At 64.1% G+C, this 17,239-nt stretch carries 19 protein-coding genes; 5 read left to right on the forward strand and 14 right to left on the reverse strand.

Features of this window, described 5'->3' with window-relative positions:
* Position 1: 1 nt before the first annotated feature.
* Positions 2–1,009 carry an N-acetylornithine carbamoyltransferase gene (locus EAH75_RS07015; RefSeq protein WP_140650117.1) on the reverse strand — a complete coding sequence of 336 codons (1,008 nt, stop codon included), beginning with the start codon at positions 1,007–1,009 and terminating at the stop codon, positions 2–4.
* Positions 1,010–1,396: 387 nt separating this feature from the next.
* Positions 1,397–1,924 carry a glycine zipper 2TM domain-containing protein gene (locus tag EAH75_RS07020; protein ID WP_140650114.1) on the reverse strand — a complete coding sequence of 176 codons (528 nt, stop codon included), beginning with the start codon at positions 1,922–1,924 and terminating at the stop codon, positions 1,397–1,399.
* A 178-nt stretch (positions 1,925–2,102) separates the two neighbouring features.
* On the opposite strand from EAH75_RS07020, the gene cysS reads away from it, so the two are divergent.
* Entirely contained in the window at positions 2,103–3,476 is a 1,374-nt protein-coding gene (gene cysS / locus EAH75_RS07025) for a cysteine--tRNA ligase (protein ID WP_140650112.1), read from the forward strand.
* Positions 3,477–3,523: 47 nt separating this feature from the next.
* Positions 3,524–3,955: a SufE family protein gene (locus tag EAH75_RS07030; protein WP_140650110.1), complete on the forward strand. Its 432-nt coding sequence runs from the start codon at positions 3,524–3,526 to the stop codon at positions 3,953–3,955.
* 94 nt (positions 3,956–4,049) lie between these two features.
* On the opposite strand, the gene dksA is transcribed toward EAH75_RS07030, so the two are convergent.
* Entirely contained in the window at positions 4,050–5,267 is a 1,218-nt protein-coding gene (dksA, locus tag EAH75_RS19920; RefSeq protein WP_240046168.1) for an RNA polymerase-binding protein DksA, read from the reverse strand.
* A gap of 115 nt (positions 5,268–5,382) precedes the next feature.
* Between dksA and yidD the strand changes: the two genes are divergently transcribed.
* Positions 5,383–5,655 carry a membrane protein insertion efficiency factor YidD gene (gene yidD / locus EAH75_RS07045; protein WP_170212222.1) on the forward strand — a complete coding sequence of 91 codons (273 nt, stop codon included), beginning with the start codon at positions 5,383–5,385 and terminating at the stop codon, positions 5,653–5,655.
* 408 nt (positions 5,656–6,063) lie between these two features.
* Here the strand turns inward: yidD and folE2 are convergent, their stop codons facing one another.
* The 7 genes from folE2 to efp form a co-directional block, all read right to left on the reverse strand.
* Positions 6,064–7,011 (reverse strand): GTP cyclohydrolase FolE2, encoded by a 948-nt coding sequence (gene folE2, locus EAH75_RS07050; RefSeq protein WP_140650108.1) that lies wholly within the window; start codon positions 7,009–7,011, stop codon positions 6,064–6,066.
* Positions 7,012–7,110: 99 nt separating this feature from the next.
* Complete coding sequence (locus EAH75_RS07055; protein WP_140650106.1) at positions 7,111–7,974, reverse strand: phytoene synthase; 864 nt, start codon at positions 7,972–7,974, stop codon at positions 7,111–7,113.
* Positions 7,971–8,651, reverse strand: coding sequence for a phosphoglycolate phosphatase (gph, locus tag EAH75_RS07060; RefSeq protein ID WP_140650104.1), 681 nt, complete (start codon positions 8,649–8,651; stop codon positions 7,971–7,973). The genes EAH75_RS07055 and gph overlap by 4 nt, the downstream gene beginning before the upstream one ends.
* Positions 8,648–9,355 (reverse strand): bifunctional 2-polyprenyl-6-hydroxyphenol methylase/3-demethylubiquinol 3-O-methyltransferase UbiG, encoded by a 708-nt coding sequence (gene ubiG, locus EAH75_RS07065; protein ID WP_140650102.1) that lies wholly within the window; start codon positions 9,353–9,355, stop codon positions 8,648–8,650. Before ubiG ends, gph begins: the two co-directional genes overlap by 4 nt.
* A 28-nt stretch (positions 9,356–9,383) precedes the next feature.
* Entirely contained in the window at positions 9,384–9,638 is a 255-nt protein-coding gene (locus EAH75_RS07070; RefSeq protein WP_140650099.1) for a YciI family protein, read from the reverse strand.
* 13 nt (positions 9,639–9,651) lie between these two features.
* Positions 9,652–10,983, reverse strand: coding sequence for a TRZ/ATZ family hydrolase (locus tag EAH75_RS07075; protein WP_140650097.1), 1,332 nt, complete (start codon positions 10,981–10,983; stop codon positions 9,652–9,654).
* Positions 10,984–11,226: 243 nt separating this feature from the next.
* Positions 11,227–11,805 (reverse strand): elongation factor P, encoded by a 579-nt coding sequence (gene efp, locus EAH75_RS07080; protein WP_140650095.1) that lies wholly within the window; start codon positions 11,803–11,805, stop codon positions 11,227–11,229.
* Positions 11,806–11,892: 87 nt separating this feature from the next.
* Here efp and epmB point away from each other — a divergent pair, with 87 nt between their 5' ends.
* A complete protein-coding gene (epmB, locus tag EAH75_RS07085; RefSeq protein WP_140650093.1) occupies positions 11,893–12,909 on the forward strand; it encodes an EF-P beta-lysylation protein EpmB in 1,017 nt (338 codons plus the stop codon).
* Between the two features lie 132 nt (positions 12,910–13,041).
* A complete protein-coding gene (locus tag EAH75_RS07090; RefSeq protein ID WP_140650091.1) occupies positions 13,042–15,087 on the forward strand; it encodes an EAL domain-containing response regulator in 2,046 nt (681 codons plus the stop codon).
* Positions 15,088–15,191: 104 nt separating this feature from the next.
* On the opposite strand, the gene rplS is transcribed toward EAH75_RS07090, so the two are convergent.
* Genes rplS through rpsP form a run of 4 tightly spaced genes read right to left on the reverse strand, consistent with a single transcriptional unit; the run spans position 15,192 to position 17,230 of the window.
* Positions 15,192–15,599: a 50S ribosomal protein L19 gene (gene rplS / locus EAH75_RS07095; RefSeq protein ID WP_140650089.1), complete on the reverse strand. Its 408-nt coding sequence runs from the start codon at positions 15,597–15,599 to the stop codon at positions 15,192–15,194.
* A 44-nt stretch (positions 15,600–15,643) separates the two neighbouring features.
* Positions 15,644–16,417, reverse strand: coding sequence for a tRNA (guanosine(37)-N1)-methyltransferase TrmD (gene trmD, locus EAH75_RS07100; protein ID WP_140650087.1), 774 nt, complete (start codon positions 16,415–16,417; stop codon positions 15,644–15,646).
* 34 nt (positions 16,418–16,451) lie between these two features.
* Entirely contained in the window at positions 16,452–16,967 is a 516-nt protein-coding gene (rimM, locus tag EAH75_RS07105; RefSeq protein WP_140650084.1) for a ribosome maturation factor RimM, read from the reverse strand.
* Positions 16,968–16,969: 2 nt separating this feature from the next.
* Entirely contained in the window at positions 16,970–17,230 is a 261-nt protein-coding gene (rpsP, locus tag EAH75_RS07110) for a 30S ribosomal protein S16 (protein WP_140650082.1), read from the reverse strand.
* Positions 17,231–17,239 lie beyond the last annotated feature (9 nt).

Genomic DNA, 17,239 nt, shown 5'->3' on the forward strand with positions numbered 1-17,239 from the left:
CTCAGCCCTGCCCGATCAATGCCGCCATCACCGCCTTCTGCACGTGCAGGCGATTCTCGGCCTCGTCGATGGCGATGCAGGCGGGCGAATCCATCACCGCGTCGGTGGCCTTGATGTTCCGGCGCAGCGGCAGGCAGTGGCTGAACAGGCCGTGGTTGGTCAACGCCATCTTCGCCTCGTCGACGATGAAGTGCCTGCTCGCTTCGCGAACCGGCTTTTCCTGCTCCCAGCGGCCGAAGAACGGCAGCGCGCCCCAGCTCTTGGCGTAGACCACGTCGGCGCCGGCATAGGCTTCCTCGATATTGTGACTGACCTTCAGCGAACCACCGTTCTGCTCGGCGTTCAGACGGCCAAATGCCATGTAGCGCTCGTCCAGTACGTAATCGGGCGTGGGGCACAGCAAAGTCACGTCCATGCCCATCTTGGTCGCGATCAGCAGCGCCGAATTCGCTACTGCGGTATTCAGCGGCTTCGGGTGATAGGTCCAGGTGAGCACGTACTTCCTGTTCTGCAGGTCGCCGAGATGCTCCTTCAGCGCCAGTGCGTGGGCCAGCTCCTGGCAGGGATGGGTGATCGTCTCCATGTTGATCACCGGCACCGTGGCGTACTGCGCGAACGCCTTGATCACCTTGTCTTGCCGGTCCACCGCCCAGTCCTGGAACTTCGGGAACGCGCGCACGGCGATCAGGTCGACGTAGCGGCTGAGCACCCGTGCCACCTCGGCGATGTGCTCTTCGGTGTCGCCGTCCATCACGCTGCCCACCTCGAACTCGATCGGCCACGCGTCCTTGCCCGGCGCCAGCACGATCGCGTGGCCACCCAACTGGAACGCGCCCAGCTCGAAGCTGGTACGGGTGCGCATCGACGGGTTGAAGAACAAGAGTGCAATGGACTTGCCGGCCAGTTGCTGGCCGCGCGGCGAACGCTTGAACGCAGCAGCCTGCTCCAACAGCGCGTCGATCTCGGCGCGGCTGTAATCCTGGGTGGTGATGAAGTGACGGATGGTCATGTTGTGAGGCTCTTGGTGAAGAGTCCGGCCGTAGCTGGCCGGTTTGGGGGTTCGCGGAGGGATCCGCGTGAAATGCATAACTCCAAAATCCAAAATCCAAAATCCAAAAACAAAAAACCCGGCACGATGGCCGGGTTATTTCGTCATGCACATGAAACGCGTGCGACTGCCTACCCGGCCGAATATCCATCCAGCGGTCGGCGCGCACGCGACGTCATGCCAGCTGCCGCGCGGGCGCTGGTGAGTACGGTAGCGGTATAGACGGCTGCGGACATGCAGATTCCAAGTGACGAGTGCGCATGATGGCGACAATTTCGCTGCCATGCAACAAGAAATTAGGCGGCAGAAACACCATCGCCGCCCTGAGGCGGCGATGGGCGGGACGGATCAGTCGGCCGGGTCGACCTGCACGCGCACGCGCAGACGCTCGCCTGGGTCGTAGTTCAGGCGCGAAGTGTAGACCTCGCCGCGGTAGCGATATTCCACGTCATAGCCGATGATCCGGCGCTGCTCGCTGATCGCGCTGACCTGACGGCACTGCGTCTGCGAGCCTTCATAGTCGCTGCCGTGATCAGAAACCCGGTTGCCGACTGCGCCACCCGCTACCGCACCGACCACGGTGGCAGCCTTGCGGCCATCACCCTTGCCGACGGTATTGCCCAGCACGCCGCCGATCACGGCACCCAGTACGGTACCTACCGCGCTGTTGCCGCCTTCATGGCGTACCACCGGCTGTTCGTAGCATTCCTGGCGCGGCACTTCCGTGCGCGAAATGCCCTGGACCGGATCGGCGCGCAGAACATCGGCCCAACCGTAGTGGGCATTGTCGTCAACGTTCGGACCACGCACGTCCTGTGCGCAGACGCCGGTGGCGATCGAGGCGAACACGAGCGCGGAGAGCCATAACCTGGTCATTGCGACCTCCCATCGAGAAACATCGGACGCGCCAATGCACGTAATGTCTGCATTCCAGCAAAATCACGCTGAATACACGCTTAGAATCGACCCGGCCCCTCCACCGCGCTTACACCTTGTTAAGATGCCGGGCTGGCCGCGCTCCGCCTTCGCGCGGCCCCACGCTGCGGATTCCACGATGCCGATTTCGCTCTACAACAGCCTGACCCGCCGCACCGAGCCGTTCGCCCCGCTCGATCCCGAGCGCGTGACCATGTACCTGTGCGGCCCCACGGTCTACAACTACGTGCATATCGGCAATGCACGTGGCCCGGTCGTGTTCGACGTGCTGGCCCGGCTGCTGCGCCAGCACTACCCGCACGTGATATATGCCCGCAACATCACTGACGTCGATGACAAGATCAACGCCGCCGCGCAAGAACAGGGCGTACCGATCGGCACGATCACCGAGCGCTTTGCGCAGGCGTATCGCGAGGACATGGCCGGACTCGGCGTGGCTCCGCCGGACATCGAACCGCATGCTACCACCCACATCGGCCCGATCATCACGATGATCGAGAGCCTGCTCGACAGCGGCCACGCCTATGTCGCCGAGGGACACGTGCTGTTCGATGTCAGTTCGTTTCCCGCCTATGGCGAGCTGTCCGGACGCGACACCGACGAGTTGATCGCCGGTTCGCGCATCGAAGTGGCGCCGTACAAGCGCAGCCCCGGCGATTTCGTGCTGTGGAAGCCGTCCACACCGGATCTGCCCGGTTGGGACAGCCCGTGGGGTATCGGCCGCCCCGGCTGGCACATCGAATGCTCCGCGATGAGCGCAGCGCATCTGGGCGACACCATCGACATCCATGCTGGCGGCATCGATCTGCTGTTCCCGCACCACGAGAACGAGATCGCCCAATCCACCTGCGCGCATGGCGGCAAGGTGTTCGCGCGCTGGTGGGTGCACAACGGCATGCTGACGTTCGACGGCCGCAAGATGTCCAAGTCGCTGGGCAACGTGCTGCTGGTGCACGAACTGCTGAAACTGCACCCGGCCGAGGCATTGCGACTACGGCTGTTGAGCGGCCATTACCGGCAGCCGCTGGATTGGTCCGACAGTGCCATCCAGCAAGCGGTGAGCACACTGGACGGCTGGTATCGCGTGCTGCGCGATCTGGCCGATGTCAAACTGCCTGCGGGCGACTTGCCGGTGCCCGAGCGGGTCGAGGCGGCCCTGTGCGATGACCTCAACACGCCGCAAGCGCTGGCCGAACTGTCCGTTCTGGCCGATGCCGCGCGTCAGTCCGGTACCGCTGAGGCGAAGGCTGCCCTGCTCGGTGGCGGCGCCCTGCTCGGGCTGCTGCAGCAGGATGCGGAAGCGTGGTTCAAGCGCGGCGGTGAACAGGTCGTGGATGCCGCGCATATCGACGCACTGCTGGAAGAGCGCCGCGCCGCCCGCGCCACCCGCGATTTCAAGCGCGCCGACGCGATCCGCGACGAGCTGGCGGCCATGAACATCGCCATCGAGGATGGCGCCCAAGGCACGCGCTGGAGTGTGCAGAAGAGTTGAGTTACTGCCCGCGCGCGGATTCAGCTCGTCCGCGCGATAATGCCCGCATGAACAGCATCACCATCAACAGCGCCGCACAGGTACAGCAGGATATCGCCGAGGAATTCGCGTTCTTCGGCGACTGGACCGACCGCTACCAATACCTGATTGATCTCGGCAAGCAGCTGCCGCCGTTTCCGGAAGCATGCAAGACCGAGGACTATCGCGTGCATGGTTGCCAGTCGATGGTGTGGCTGGTTCCCAGCGGCAATGCGGCGAGGATGCACTTCGAGGCGATCAGCGATTCGGCGATCGTTTCCGGTCTGATCGCGCTGGTGTTGCGCGTGTATTCGGATCGTTCTGCGCAGGAGATCGTCGCCACCGAGCCGCAGTTCATTGCCACGATTGGTCTTGCCAAGCACCTCTCGCCCACCCGTTCCAACGGTCTGGCCGCGATGCTGGCAAAACTGAAGGGTTACGCGGAGCAGGCACTGGCCTGAGCGCCCCCCTTCCCTAACCCGCACATCAAGGCGCTGAAAAGCAAAGCCCCGCATGAAGCGGGGCTTTGTCGTTCTACCGAATGACCCGCTGAACTCAGTCGCCCATCTGCTTCTGCAGGTGCTCGCGACGCTCCTGCGCATCCAGCGACAGCGTCGCAATCGGACGTGCGTCGAGCCGGTCGACCCCGATTTCCTCGTCGGTCTCCTCGCAGAAACCGTAGCTGCCTTCCTCGATCCGGCGCAGCGCCTTGTCGATCTTGGAGATCAGCTTGCGGTAACGGTCGCGGGTACGCAGCTCCAGCGAGTTTTCAGTTTCGCGAGTGGCACGCTCGGCTTCGTCACCGACATCACGCACCTCCTCACGCAGGTTGTCCATGGTCTGGCGCGATTCCTCCACCAACTGGTCGCGCCAGTCGCGCAGCTTGTTGCGGAAGTAGGCCAGGTGCTGCGGGTTCATGTACTCCTCGTTGCTGGAAGGGTGATAACCCTTGGGCAACGTGATGTTGCTGGTGGAGGGCAGCGCGTATCGCCCGTCTTCACGGGTGATGCCGTTATCGAGTTTTTTTGTAGCAAGTTTATTCATTGAGGACGACGAGTTTTTCTGATTTTTGTGAGAGGAGGCATGACTCGCGGCAACCGGAGCGGCTCGCGGTGTAACCATGGCGGTTGCACTCGCCACCTTGCCCTTGAAGAGCGTGCTGGCGGGTGTCGGGGATACGCTTTTGACGACCGGAGCCGGAGCCGGCGCCGGAACGGGCTTGGCGGCGGGCTTGGCGGCGGACTTGGCTGCAACATGGGCTGGCTTGGCCGGTTTGCTGACCGGTTTCGCAACGTGCTTCACCGCCGACTTGGCCGGTGCGGCGGCTTTCTTGGCTACAGGCTTGGTGGGCTTCGCGGCCGATTTCTTGACGGCGCTGTTCTTGACCTTGGTGTTCTTGATGGCAGCTTTCCTGGGCGCCGACTTTTTGACGGCGACCTTCTTGGCGGCCACTTTTTTCATTACCACTTTCTTGGCTGCGGCTTTCTTGGCCGGACTGGCCTTTTTCGCCTGCGGTTTGGCGACGACTTTCTTGGCCGCCGGCTTGGCGGCCGGCTTTCTGGCAGCGGTCGCTTTGGCCACGACTTTCCTTGCTGCTGCCTTGCTGACTGGTTTGTTCTTGGCTTTCTTTGCAGATGTCTTGCTGGCGCTCTTCACGGTCCGCCCCTTTGTAGCAGTTGTCTTCGACTTGCCGGTGCCGGCGTCACGCGCCCTGGCCGGAGTCTTCCCTTTCTGCGCCTTGGCGGCGGTCGAACTACGTGTCGTTTTCGCCATATCCCTTCACCGTTTTTGGCCGTGGCGGCCGGGTGTTATAGCCGATGTGTTCTACACCAGCAAGCCTGCTTCTGGAATACTTGTACCACTACATGCCGCAAGCCGCCCCGGCAACGTGAATGTCCTGACCCATTTGATACTGTGGTTGATCCGTTTGTACAAGCGCTGGATCAGCCCATTGCTCGGCCCGCGCTGTCGGTTCCAGCCCACCTGCTCCGATTATGCACGGATTGCCGTCACCCGCTTCGGCCCGTGGCGCGGCAGCCTGCTGGCTGGCTGGCGGCTACTACGCTGCCAGCCATTGTGCACGGGTGGTGAAGACCCGGTGCCCGAACACTTCCACTACCCCCATTGCCGTTGCCAAGGAGATTCTCCCGACGTCCACTGACTGGCTGAGTCAAAAACACCGAACTCGTCAATGAAGGCCGCCCCCCTCCACGCCGACCTGCGTGTGAAGGATGGCCGCATCGAGGCGACCTCGATGGCCAACCCGGGGAATCGGTGATCGACGTCAGCGGCCGGTGGTTGCTGCCGAGCATGATCGACGACCAGGTGCATTTCCGCGAACCCGGCCTGTCCTGCAAGGCCGACACGTTGCACGAGCAGGACCCGTGCAGCCAGCGGTATCACAGGTTTCGTGGACATGCCGAACACCAGGCCACGATGCTCGACCGCTTGCAGGCGAGCGAGGCCGCTAGGTCACGACGTTCGCCGAAAACTCGGCAAAGATGGAATGTTACCGCGAGCGCCCACCCATCATCCTAACCTTCTCCCTGAAGGAGAGAAGGGGCTCACATCACGGCGTCGAGCCGTAGCCTCCAGCCACACCCTTGCTGGCATAGGCCACCGCATCGTGCGGGTGCAGGCTTTCCTGGTGCTCGACTCGGATGTGGAAATCGCTGAGATGTCCGTCGGCGTCCAGCGCCTTCTGGATGCGCCGGGCGGCGTCCTCGCAGAACATCAGGTTGCCACCGTTGGCCAGCGCAAAAGCCTGCTCGTCCTCGCGCTTCACCGCGGTCTGCACCGGTGTGCCCAGTGCATGTTCGACGCGGTCGATCAAGTCGATCAGCTGGAAGCCGGCTCCCGCCACGAGGCGTATGCGCAGGCGCGCCACGCTGCGCTGGGCATGCGGGGTGGCCACGATGCCGCGTTCGCTGCCGAGCCAGGCCAGCACCGCCGCGTGGTCAACCGGCTGAGTCGCGCTGAAATCGCTGACGAACTGGTCCTGGATCAACTGACGCGACAGCGCCGCCGAGGCCGGACAGGTGGAGGAGTAAACCACTTCGGTGCCGAATTCGAGCAGGAACTCGTCACCGGTAAGGCTGGCTTCGATGCACACCGGATACGCGCGCCAGCCGCTGTTGGCACTGCGCAAGGCGGGGCGGCGCACCAGATGCTCGAAACGGATGCTCACGCAGGCGCGGTCGGACAGATCCTTGTGCGAGTCCAGGAAGCCGCGCAGCAGCGCATGCAGCGAATCGGCGGTGAGCTTTTGTGTGCTAAGCGCCTGCTCGACCTGCAGATACAGGCGCGACATGTGGATGCCGCGCTTGTCCGGCCGGCTCAGGTTGACGAAAGCACCGACCCGTGCGCTCGCCCGCTGCACCTCGCCATCGCCCGCGTCAAACAGTACCGGCACCTGGATATCGGCCATGCCGACCCAGTCCAGCGCACCGGCAAGATGGGGCTGCGCGTGCACGGCAACGTCGGGGAGCAGGCGGGCGGTATTTTCCTGGTTCGGCATCGTTGGATCCTGGCATCGGCGAATCGATCGCCGCGAAGCACATCAATTTTGGGGCAGGCGAAGCGGTGCGCAATAGTGGCGTGACGGAAACACTGCGTCTCAGGTCGACTCGGTCAGTTGCCGGCGCCATGCACGAGCAGCCTGCCACGCATGCAGCGTAGTAACCAACCCGGTGCGCGGCTGTCCCGTCTGCAACACGGCCAGCGCATCGCCAGTGTGTGCCGCACGTCGGGCCAATTGGTTGCCATGACGCGATTCCAGCGCGCGAAACACGCTGAGCGGCCCAGCCAGCGTGGCCGACTCGCGCCAGCTGGCCAGCAAATCGTCCAGTTGCGCCTTGACCGCCTGCTCCCGCGCTTCACTGGGTGAGCGCAGTTGCGTGCGACTCAAGCCATGCCGGGCCAGCCGTGCCATCGGCAGGGGCAGGCGATCGCGCTCGGCGTCCTGTTCCAGCCGTAACAGCGCGTACAGCAGGTGATTGAGCGTGGCGAGCCGCGCCGCCCGCGCAGGCGACACATCGGCGCCGTACCACCATGCGGTTTCCAGCGCGGCCAGTGCGCCGTGTAGTGGCATCGCAGCATCGAGCTGTGCGGGGAAATCCGCGGCGGTGCCCTGCTCCAGCTGAGCCATCGCGGCCAGCACTGGTGCCAGCCAGAGATCGTCGGCGATGGCATGCGCGCGCTCGTCGTCGAACAATACCTGGGTCAGCGGATGGCGACCGCCGCTGGCTGCCGCGCCGGCCAGTTCCTCGGCCCACCAGTTGAGTTTGGCTGCGGCGACCTGCGGCTCACGGATGCCGTAGGCAGCGCCAAGCAGTTCCTGTTCCAGCGCAGCCAGCGCGACATGGCCGGGATAACGCCGCCCATCGACGAACACCAGCGCAACGCGCTGCTGCGGCTGCACCGCGAGCCACTTGTCGATGAAACCTTGCAGCACCGCATTCTGTTCGACCAGCTCGATCATGCGACGACCGGTTGAAGCTGCAGCAGCCCGGCCAGCTCGGCCGGGTGATCCAGCACGATGTCGGCGCCCCAGCTGTGCGGGTCGCCGCCGTCGAGATAACCCCAGCTCACCGCAACCGTGTACAGGCCGGCGGCGGCGCCAGCCTGGATGTCGCGACGATCGTCGCCGACAAACAGGCTCTGCGCAGGCTCCACGCCGGCGCGTTCGCAGGCCAGCAACACCGGCGCCGGATCGGGTTTCTTCACCGGCAAGGTATCGCCGGACACCACCGCGCTGGCGCGCTCGGCCCAGCCGATGCGCCGGATCAGTTCGTCGGTGAGAAATGCCGCCTTGTTGGTGACGATGCCCCAGCGCAGGCCGTGTGCCTCGATCCTTGCGAGCAGGTCGTCGACGCCTTCGAAACTCTGCGTCTGCTGTGCCATCACGTCCTGGTACAGCTGCAGGTAGCGCGGCGTCAGCGCCTCCAGTGCCGGCTCGCCGCGATCGGCAAAGGCACAGCGCAGGACAGCGCGCGCGCCGCGCGAAACCACCTCACGCACCGGCGCATACGGCGGCGGCGGTACGCCCTCTTCCGCGCACTGCGCGAGCAAGGCGGCGTACAGGTCGGGCGCGCTATCGAGCAAGGTGCCATCCAGATCGAACAGCACGCCCCGGATATTTTCAGGAAGGGGTTTCATGCGGGTTTGCGGGCGCTGAGCACGTAGTTGATCGCGGTGACCTTGCTCAGCCATGCCTTGCGATTGAGCGGGTTGTAGCCCAGCCCCGAGACGTCTTCCAGTTCCAGCCCGGCATGACGCAGCAGGCGGCCCAGTTCGGACGGCTTCAGGAATTGCGCGTAGTGATGGGTGCCGCGCGGCAGCATGCGCATCACGTATTCCGCGCCCAGGATCGCTGCGCCGAACGCGGCCGGGGTGCGGTTGATGGTGGACATGAACAGCCGGCCGCCGGGTTTCAGCATCGCGGCCAGGTCATTCACCAATGCGGCCGGATCGGGTACATGCTCGATCAGTTCCATGCAGCACACCGCGTCGAAACTTTCCGGCTCGGCGTCGGCGAGCTCGGCCGAGGACAGCACGCGGTAGTCGACGCTGAGGTGCGATTCGTGCAGGTGCAACCTGGCGATCTCGATCACCTTCTCGCCCAGATCGACACCGGTGACCCTGGCGCCGGCGCGGGTCAGCGCTTCGCTGAGTAGACCGCCGCCGCAACCGACGTCGGCGACCTTTGCATCACGCAGGTCGACGCGTCCAGCGATATATGCAGCGCGCACCGGGTTGAGGTCATGCAGCGGTCGCGATTCGCCATCGGGATCCCACCAGCGCGCGGCCAGGCTGTCGAAGCGGGCAATTTCGGCGGGGCTGACGTTGGGCGCGGTCTGCATCGTGGGATCCTCTATGGTCACCGGGAGTTTAATGCGCCAGCCATTCGTGCACCGTGATATCCCAGCCGCCGCTGACATGCGCGGGATCGCGCTGCGCGATCGCGGTCGCCTCGGCCAGGTCGTCCGCGCGCAACAGGTACGCGCCGCCGGACTTGTCGCTGAACCCGCCGGACAGCTCCACGCGGCCTTCCTCACGCAGCCCGTCCAGAAACGCCAGGTGCAGCGGCACCATCGCGGGATCAAGGCTGGGCCGACGGTTCAGCAGAATCAGGTAGCGATTCATTGAAGTCTCCGGTTCAGACGGCAGCAATGCGTTCGCGCCAGGCGCGCGTCTTGCTCAGGATCGCCGCAGTATCGACATCGACCAGTTCGCGCCCGGCCAGTTTGTGCCTGCCGGCAATCCACACGTCGCTGACCTGATGGCGGCCGGTGGCGTAGACCAGTTGCGAGATCACGTGGAACATCGGCTGGGTTTCCAGGTCGCTCAGCCGCACGGCGGCGAAGTCGGCCTGCTTGCCGACCTCGATCGAGCCGATCTTCGCTTCCAGTCCGATTGCCTTCGCCCCGTTGAGGGTGGCGGCGCGCAGCGCGAATGCCGCATCGAACGCTGCCGCGTCGCCGGCGACCGCCTTGGCCAGCAGCGCGGCGGTGCGCATCTCGCCGAACATGTCCAGATCGTTGTTCGACGCGCAGCCATCGGTACCGAGCGCCACGTTGACCCCGGCCAGGCGCAGTTTCTCTGTCGGGCAGAAGCCGGAAGCCAGCTTGAGGTTGGACTCCGGGCAATGCACGACCGACACGCCGGCGGCGGCGCAGGCGGCGATCTCGCCGTCGGTCAGCTGGGTCATGTGCACGGCGATCAGGCGGTCGTTGACCAAACCCAGCTTCTGCAGACGCTGGAACGGGCGCAGGCCGCTCTTGGCCTTCTCGTCCTCGACCTCGTGCGCGGTCTCGTGCGTGTGCAGGTGCACCGGGATATCGAGCTGGTCGGACAGCACGCGGATGCGCTCGAAACTCTCGTCCGACACCGTGTACGGCGCGTGCGGTGCGAAGGCGGTGCTGACCAGGTTGTCGCCGAGAAAGCTGTCGTGCACCTCGCTGGCGCGCTCGAAATACTCGTCCTGGCTCTTCGCCCAGGCAGTCGGGAATTCGATCACCGGCAGGCCGACCACCGCGCGAAAACCCATGCGCCGATAGGTCGCGCCGATCACGTCGGGGAAGAAATAGTTTTCGTTGGCGCAGGTAGTGCCGCCACGCAGCATCTCGGCAACGGCCAGCTCCACGCCATCGCGCACGAACTCCGGCCCCATCACCTTCGCCTCGGCCGGCCAGATGTGCTGCTGCAGCCACACCATCAACGGCAGGTCGTCGGCAAGCCCACGCAGCAGGGTCATCGGGTTGTGTGTGTGACTATTGATCAGGCCCGGGATCAGCGCGTGTTCGGGTAACTCGACACGCTCGCGCGGCGTGTAGGCGATGCGCGCATCGGCAATCGGCAGCAACGCCACGATGCGGTCGCCCTGCACCACGACCGCATGGTTCTCCAACACCACCGCGTGCGGCTCGACCGGCACGACCCAGCGTGCTTCGATCAGCAGGTCGACGGGCTGGGGGACGGTTTGACTCATCGCTCATTCACTCTGCAAAGGATGGATACAAGATGGGGCGGAACACCTTGTGGCGCCCGCCCCATGTCCGCCACCCCGGCGAAGACCGGAGGCGGTTTAGCGCAGTGAAGCTGGTCATCCAGTGTCGCTGCAGTTGCTTGTGCGAAGGACGAAGTGTGCTGCGCACGGGTGTCCGCTGGATCTCTGCTTCCGCCGGAGATGATGTGCCGGCAAAGGCGTGAGCCGTGTTCGCGCGCCAGTTCGTCACTTCACCCGACTGTCGTACTCACCGGTGCGGGTATCGACCTTGATGATTTCGTCCTGATTGACGAACAGCGGCACGCGAACCACAGCGCCGGTCTCCAACGTGGCCGGCTTGCCGCCGCCGCCCGAGGTATCGCCACGCACGCCCGGATCGGTCTCGGTGATCTTCAGCTCGACGAACTTCGGTGCCTGCACGGCGATGATGCTGCCGTTGAACACGGTGACGACGCACTCTTCCTCACCCTTGAGCCACTTCCACGCATCGCCCATCGCGGCAAAGGAGGCGGGCGTCATCTCGAAGGTCTCCATGTTCATGAAGTTCCATACGCGGTCCTTGCCGATGCCATCGATAAACGAAAGCTGCATGTCGGTATCGGTGGCATCCGCTTCTTCAAAAGAATCGCTGGATTTCAGCGTCTGCTCGGTGGTGCGGCCGTCCTTCAGATTGCGGATGCGGATGCGGGTGAACGCCTGGCCCTTGCCCGGCTTGACGAAGTCCGCTTCGGTGATGAGCCACGGATCACCGTTGTGAATGATCTTCTTACCCGTTTTGACGTCATTGAGGCCAAGGGTCGCCATGCGTTATCTGCTCCGGAGGTAAAACCGCCCCGCAGGACGGCTAAAATGGGTATCTGTCACGGGCCTAGCGCCCGCCCAAGGCCCGCCATGATAACCGCAAGCCCCGGTGCCCGCATTACACCGCCCTCACCCTCGACCGACTGGCGCCAGCTCTGGCGCGAGGCTGTTACCGATGCCGGCGAACTGCTCGCTCTGCTCGGGCTGCAGCACCTCGCCGATCGCCTGCCGCCCGCGGACGCGGGTTTCCAGATGCGCGTGCCGCGCGGCCTTGTCGCACGCATGCGCCACGGCGACGCACGCGACCCACTGCTGCTGCAGGTGTTGCCGCAGCTGGCCGAGCTGGATGAGGTGCCCGGCTTCACGGCTGATGCGGTGGGCGACATGGATGCGCGTGCCGCCCATGGCCTGCTGCACAAGTACCATGGCCGTGCGCTGCTGATCGCCAGCGGCAGCTGCGCGATCAACTGCCGCTACTGTTTCCGCCGGCATTTCCCGTATGGCGAGGAAATCGCCGCCGCCGGCCAGTGGCGGCAGGCGCTGGAACATCTGCGCCAGGACGACTCGATCAGCGAGCTGATTCTCTCCGGCGGGGACCCGCTGTCGCTGGCCACCAGCAAGCTGGAGGAGCTGGGCCGAGGCCTGGCCGAGCTGCCGCAGGTCATCCGTTTGCGCATCCACAGCCGACTACCCATCGTGTTGCCCGAGCGCATCGATTCCGCGTTCCTCAACTGGTTCGGTTCGCTGCCGATACAGAAGGTAATGGTGCTGCACGTCAATCATGCGAACGAACTTGACCCCAGTGTCGACGCGGCCTGCGCCCGCCTGCGCGACGCCGGCGCCACGCTGCTCAATCAATCGGTGCTGCTGCGCGGCGTCAATGACCACGTCGATGCGTTGGCGGGGTTGTCCGAGCGACTGTTCGCCGGTGGAGTGCTGCCCTACTACCTGCACCAGCTCGACCGTGTGCAGGGCGCCGCGCATTTCGAGGTCGACGACGCCCGTGCGCTTGCATTGATGGATGCCCTGCGCGCGCGCCTGCCGGGCTATCTGGTGCCCAGGCTGGTCCGTGAAGTGGGTGGTGACGCCTCCAAGCGACCGGTGTGAGCAGGCGGCGGTCACTGTTATGCGGTTTTTCGCTGGCGGCTGGTGGCGGAATCCGTTACAAACATCAGTGACGGACGAGCATGCAAACCAACTCGCACAGCCCATGCTGATCAACGGACAGCTCAACGCCCCATGAAAAAAGATTACGTCATCAAGATCCTCTTCATCGAGAGCTCGCTCGAGGAAGCGGAGCAGATCATCAGCCTGCTGCGCAATACCGGCATCGCCGTGCGACCGGCCCGCGCCACCAATATCGAGCAGTTGCAGACGGCCGTGAACGAGCTGGAGCCGGACGTGGTGATGTTCGATCCGGCGGTCACCGGCATCACCCTGTCCGAGGCCGTGAAAGTACTCGATGCCTATGGCCGCGACTATTCGCTGCTCGGACTGGTCAATACCTTCGACAATCAGGTCATCGCAGATTTGTTTGTGCATGGTGCCCGCGGCGTGGCGTCGCGCAACCAGCCAAAACAACTGATTGCGGTGTTGCAAAGGGAATTCGAATCGCTGCAGACGCGCCGTCAGGTGCGCCGGCTCGAAACCTCGTTGCGCGAATCGGAGCGCCGCTGCGATGCGCTGCTCGACTCGTCCACCGATGCGATTGCGTATGTCCACGAAGGCATGCATGTACGCGCCAACCAGGCCTATCTGGAGACTTTCGGCTACGACAGTTTCGACGACCTGCTGGGACTGCCCGTGCTGGACATGATCGACGCGACCAATGCGGACGAATTCAAGGCGCTGCTGCGCGGCCATGCACGCCAGGAAAAGATGCCATCGCATCTCGCCCTGCACGCGCGACGCGCCGACGGCAGCCACTTCGACGCCACGGTGGAGTTCGCCCCGGCCACGTTCGAGGGCGAGCCCTGCCTGCAGATCGTGTTCCGCCGGCAATTGGTCGACCAGGCCGTACTCGCGCAGTTGCAACGCGACCCGGTTACCGGGCTGTTCAACCGCGCCCGCATGCTCGAATGCGTCGATGATGCAGTGACTGCGGCAGCCAAGGGCAAGAAGGGCCAGTCACTGCTGCTGGTCGAGCCCGACAACTGGGCCTCGCTCGTGGGTGGTATCGGGCTCGGCAAGGCCGATGAGCTGCTTGCCGGCTTCGCCGACCGCATCCGCATGCTGCTGGGTGCCGACGATGTCGCCGGCATGCTCGCCGAACACACGCTGGGCGTGGTACTCGATTCGCGCACGGATGAGGGGATCAAGGAATGGATCGCCAAGCTGCAGCACAGCGTCAGCAACGAGATCTTTGATGCCGGCACCCGCTCGATCACGGTCACCGCCAGCATCGGTGGCAGCTTGCTGGGCGAGAAGAACGCCAACACCGAGCTGCTGCTCAACCAGGCCAGTCAGGCTTTGCGCACCGCGCAGAGTCTGGGCGGCAGCCAGGTCGAACTGCATGATCCGGCTGCGCGCGAAAAAGCGGACGAAGAGCGCGACCGCTACTGGCTCGAACTGCTGCAGCAGGCTCTGGCATCGAATGGCCTGATGCTCTATCACCAGCAAACCATCAGCCTGCAGGATGCCGAGGGCGACTATTCGGAAATCCTGCTGCGCATGAACGGCCCGCAAGGCGAGGTACTGCCCGGATTCTTCATGCCGATAGCCGAGAAGCACAACCTCACCGGCGCGATCGACCGCTGGGTGCTCGACCGTGCCATCAGCTCACTGCAGGCACGCGAGGCGCAGGGGCAGCAGACCACCTTCTTCATCAAGCTCACCGCCGCCTCGCTGCAGGACGACACCTTGCTGCCGTGGCTGGGCGACCGCCTGGGACAGGCAGCACTGAAGCGCGGTCACCTCGTGCTGGAAATGACCGAGAGCAAGGTGATGACGCTGCTGCGGCCGGCGCAGGAGTTCGTCAAGGGCTGGAAAAAACTGGGCGGCCGTTTCGCACTGGAGCAATTCGGCTCGGGCCTGAATTCGTTCCAGTTGCTCAACCATGTCGACGCGGACTACCTGAAGATCGACCGCAGCTACATGGCCGAACTGCCGCAACACCCGGATAGCCAGCGCAAGATCACCGAGATCTGCCAGCAGGCGCGCGAACTGAAACGTCAGACCATCGCCGAATGGGTGGAGGATGCGACCAGCACGTCGTTGCTGTTTGCCTGCGGCGTGGACTTCGTGCAGGGCAACTTCCTTCAGCAGCCCCAGCGATTGGACGAGTGAGCCCGGTCTGGCGCACCGATTAGCCTCACCGCATTCATTGCGGCAACAAAAAACCCGCGGATCGCTCCGCGGGTTTTTTCATGCCACAGCAACGACGGAGCAGATTACTCCGCGGCTGAAGCAGCGGCGGCGGCAGCCTTGGCGTTGACCTTGGCAGCGGCGGCAGCAGCGATGTCTTCCTTGATGCGGGCAGCCTTGCCTTCGAGGCCACGCAGGTAATACAGCTTGGCGCCGCGCACCTTGCCCTTGCGCTTCACGGTCAGCGAGTCGATGGCCGGGCTGTGCGCCTGAAACACGCGCTCCACGCCGGTACCATGCGAAATCTTGCGCACGGTGAAGGCCGAATGCAGGCCACGGCTTCGCTTGGCGATGACGATGCCCTCGAACGCCTGCACGCGCTCGCGGTTGCCTTCCTTCACCTTGACGTTGACCACCACGGTGTCGCCGGGGCCGAAGTCCGGCAGCTGGCGGGTGATCTGCTCGGATTCGAACTGTTCAATGATCTTGTTCATGGCGCACCTGTCGGTTCACTTTAGCGATATCAATGCTGCGGCCGTCATTCGGCCGCATCGTCTTGCCGTGACCGCTCCTGTTGAGCATGGTCACGGCGGAATTCATCCAGCAAGGCCCGGGATTTCGCATCCAGCCCACGCTGCGACAACAAGTCCGGGCGGCGCAACCAGGTTCGTCCCAGCGATTGCTTGAGGCGCCAGCGCGCGATCGCCGCATGGTCACCTGACAGCAACACCTCCGGTACATCACCCAGCGCATCGTGCACCGGTTTTCCATAGTGCGGACAATCCAGCAGGCCATCCGAAAATGAATCCTGCTCGGCCGACAGCACGTCGTTCAACGCGCCGTCCTGCAAGCGTCCCACCGCGTCGATGATCACCGCGGCAGCCAGCTCACCACCGGACAGCACATAGTCGCCGATGGAAAGCTCCTCGTCGACCTCGTGCGCCAGCAGACGCTCGTCCACACCTTCGTAACGTCCGCAAAGCAGGCCGATGCGCGGCAGTTTTGCCAGCGCTTCCACCCTGCCCTGCGTCAGCCGCGTTCCCTGCGGACTGAGATAAATCAGATGCACCGGTTCCGGCGCCGCGTCACGCATGGCCGCCAGGGTCGTGCGCAACGGCTCAATCATCATCACCATGCCGGGACCGCCGCCATACGAGCTGCTGTCCACGGTGCGGTGCCTGTCAGTGCTGTAGTCGCGCGGGTTCCAGGTTTCTACCTGCAGCAACTCGCGTTGCTGCGCGCGTCCCACCACACCAACAGCAGCACACTGACGCACGAAGTCGGGAAACAGGCTGACGACATCGATGCGCATGATCCTTGTCCTCAAGTCCCGCAACCCGGCGACGTCAGAATTCAGGATCCCAGTCCACCACCATGCGCCCTGCGGACAAATCCACCGAACGCACATACGAACCCTGGATGAAAGGAATCAGCCGCTCGCGCTCGCCGTCCCTCACCACCACGACATCGTTGGCACCAGTGGCGAACAGGTGACTGACCCGCCCCAGCTTCACGTCCTCCGTGGTGACGACCTCAACTCCTTCGAGATCGACCCAGTAATACTCATCCTTCGCGGGAGGAGGCAGCTGATCACGGGTGACATAGATGTCATTGCCGATCAACGCTGCTGCCTGTTCGCGGTCGTCCACTCCAGGCAGCTGGGCCACCATGCCCTTGCCTTGCGTTCGACCCTTCACTCCCGAGATCTGCATCTCCACACCCGGCGCTGCAGTGAGCAGCCACGGCTGGTAGTCGAAGATCCGCATGCGCGGCTCAGCCCAGGATTCGATCTTGAGCCAACCCTGCACACCGTACAGCCCGACGATGCGCCCGATCAGGACGCGCCGACTGGCTGCGACCACGCTCAGGCGGCCGGCTGCTGCAGCTTGCCAGCTTCCTTGACCAAGGCCGCGACCTTGTCGGTCAACTGCGCGCCTTTGCCCACCCACTCCCTGACGCGCTCAACGTTCAGCTCAAGGCGCTTGTCCTTGCCCGATGCAACCGGGTTGTAATAGCCGATGTTCTCGATGTTGCGGCCGTCGCGCTTGCTGCGCTGATCGGTCACGACGACGTGGTAGAACGGGCGGCCCTTGGCGCCACCGCGCGAAAGACGAATCTTGACCATGGTAAAACT

The organism is Rhodanobacter glycinis (assembly GCF_006438785.1).
Lineage (GTDB): Bacteria > Pseudomonadota > Gammaproteobacteria > Xanthomonadales > Rhodanobacteraceae > Rhodanobacter > Rhodanobacter glycinis_A.

Coding starts and splice junctions, on each gene's coding strand:
- EAH75_RS07090 (WP_140650091.1), top strand. CDS start 13,042: ATGAAAAAAGATTACGTCATCAAGATCCTCTTCATCGAGAGCTCGCTC.
- EAH75_RS07030 (WP_140650110.1), top strand. CDS start 3,524: ATGAACAGCATCACCATCAACAGCGCCGCACAGGTACAGCAGGATATC.
- dksA (WP_240046168.1), bottom strand. CDS start 5,267: ATGGCGAAAACGACACGTAGTTCGACCGCCGCCAAGGCGCAGAAAGGG.
- rplS (WP_140650089.1), bottom strand. CDS start 15,599: ATGAACAAGATCATTGAACAGTTCGAATCCGAGCAGATCACCCGCCAG.
- EAH75_RS07070 (WP_140650099.1), bottom strand. CDS start 9,638: ATGAATCGCTACCTGATTCTGCTGAACCGTCGGCCCAGCCTTGATCCC.
- efp (WP_140650095.1), bottom strand. CDS start 11,805: ATGGCGACCCTTGGCCTCAATGACGTCAAAACGGGTAAGAAGATCATT.
- EAH75_RS07020 (WP_140650114.1), bottom strand. CDS start 1,924: ATGACCAGGTTATGGCTCTCCGCGCTCGTGTTCGCCTCGATCGCCACC.
- rpsP (WP_140650082.1), bottom strand. CDS start 17,230: ATGGTCAAGATTCGTCTTTCGCGCGGTGGCGCCAAGGGCCGCCCGTTC.
- epmB (WP_140650093.1), top strand. CDS start 11,893: ATGATAACCGCAAGCCCCGGTGCCCGCATTACACCGCCCTCACCCTCG.
- EAH75_RS07075 (WP_140650097.1), bottom strand. CDS start 10,983: ATGAGTCAAACCGTCCCCCAGCCCGTCGACCTGCTGATCGAAGCACGC.
- trmD (WP_140650087.1), bottom strand. CDS start 16,417: ATGCGCATCGATGTCGTCAGCCTGTTTCCCGACTTCGTGCGTCAGTGT.
- EAH75_RS07055 (WP_140650106.1), bottom strand. CDS start 7,974: ATGATCGAGCTGGTCGAACAGAATGCGGTGCTGCAAGGTTTCATCGAC.
- ubiG (WP_140650102.1), bottom strand. CDS start 9,355: ATGCAGACCGCGCCCAACGTCAGCCCCGCCGAAATTGCCCGCTTCGAC.
- folE2 (WP_140650108.1), bottom strand. CDS start 7,011: ATGCCGAACCAGGAAAATACCGCCCGCCTGCTCCCCGACGTTGCCGTG.
- cysS (WP_140650112.1), top strand. CDS start 2,103: ATGCCGATTTCGCTCTACAACAGCCTGACCCGCCGCACCGAGCCGTTC.
- gph (WP_140650104.1), bottom strand. CDS start 8,651: ATGAAACCCCTTCCTGAAAATATCCGGGGCGTGCTGTTCGATCTGGAT.
- EAH75_RS07015 (WP_140650117.1), bottom strand. CDS start 1,009: ATGACCATCCGTCACTTCATCACCACCCAGGATTACAGCCGCGCCGAG.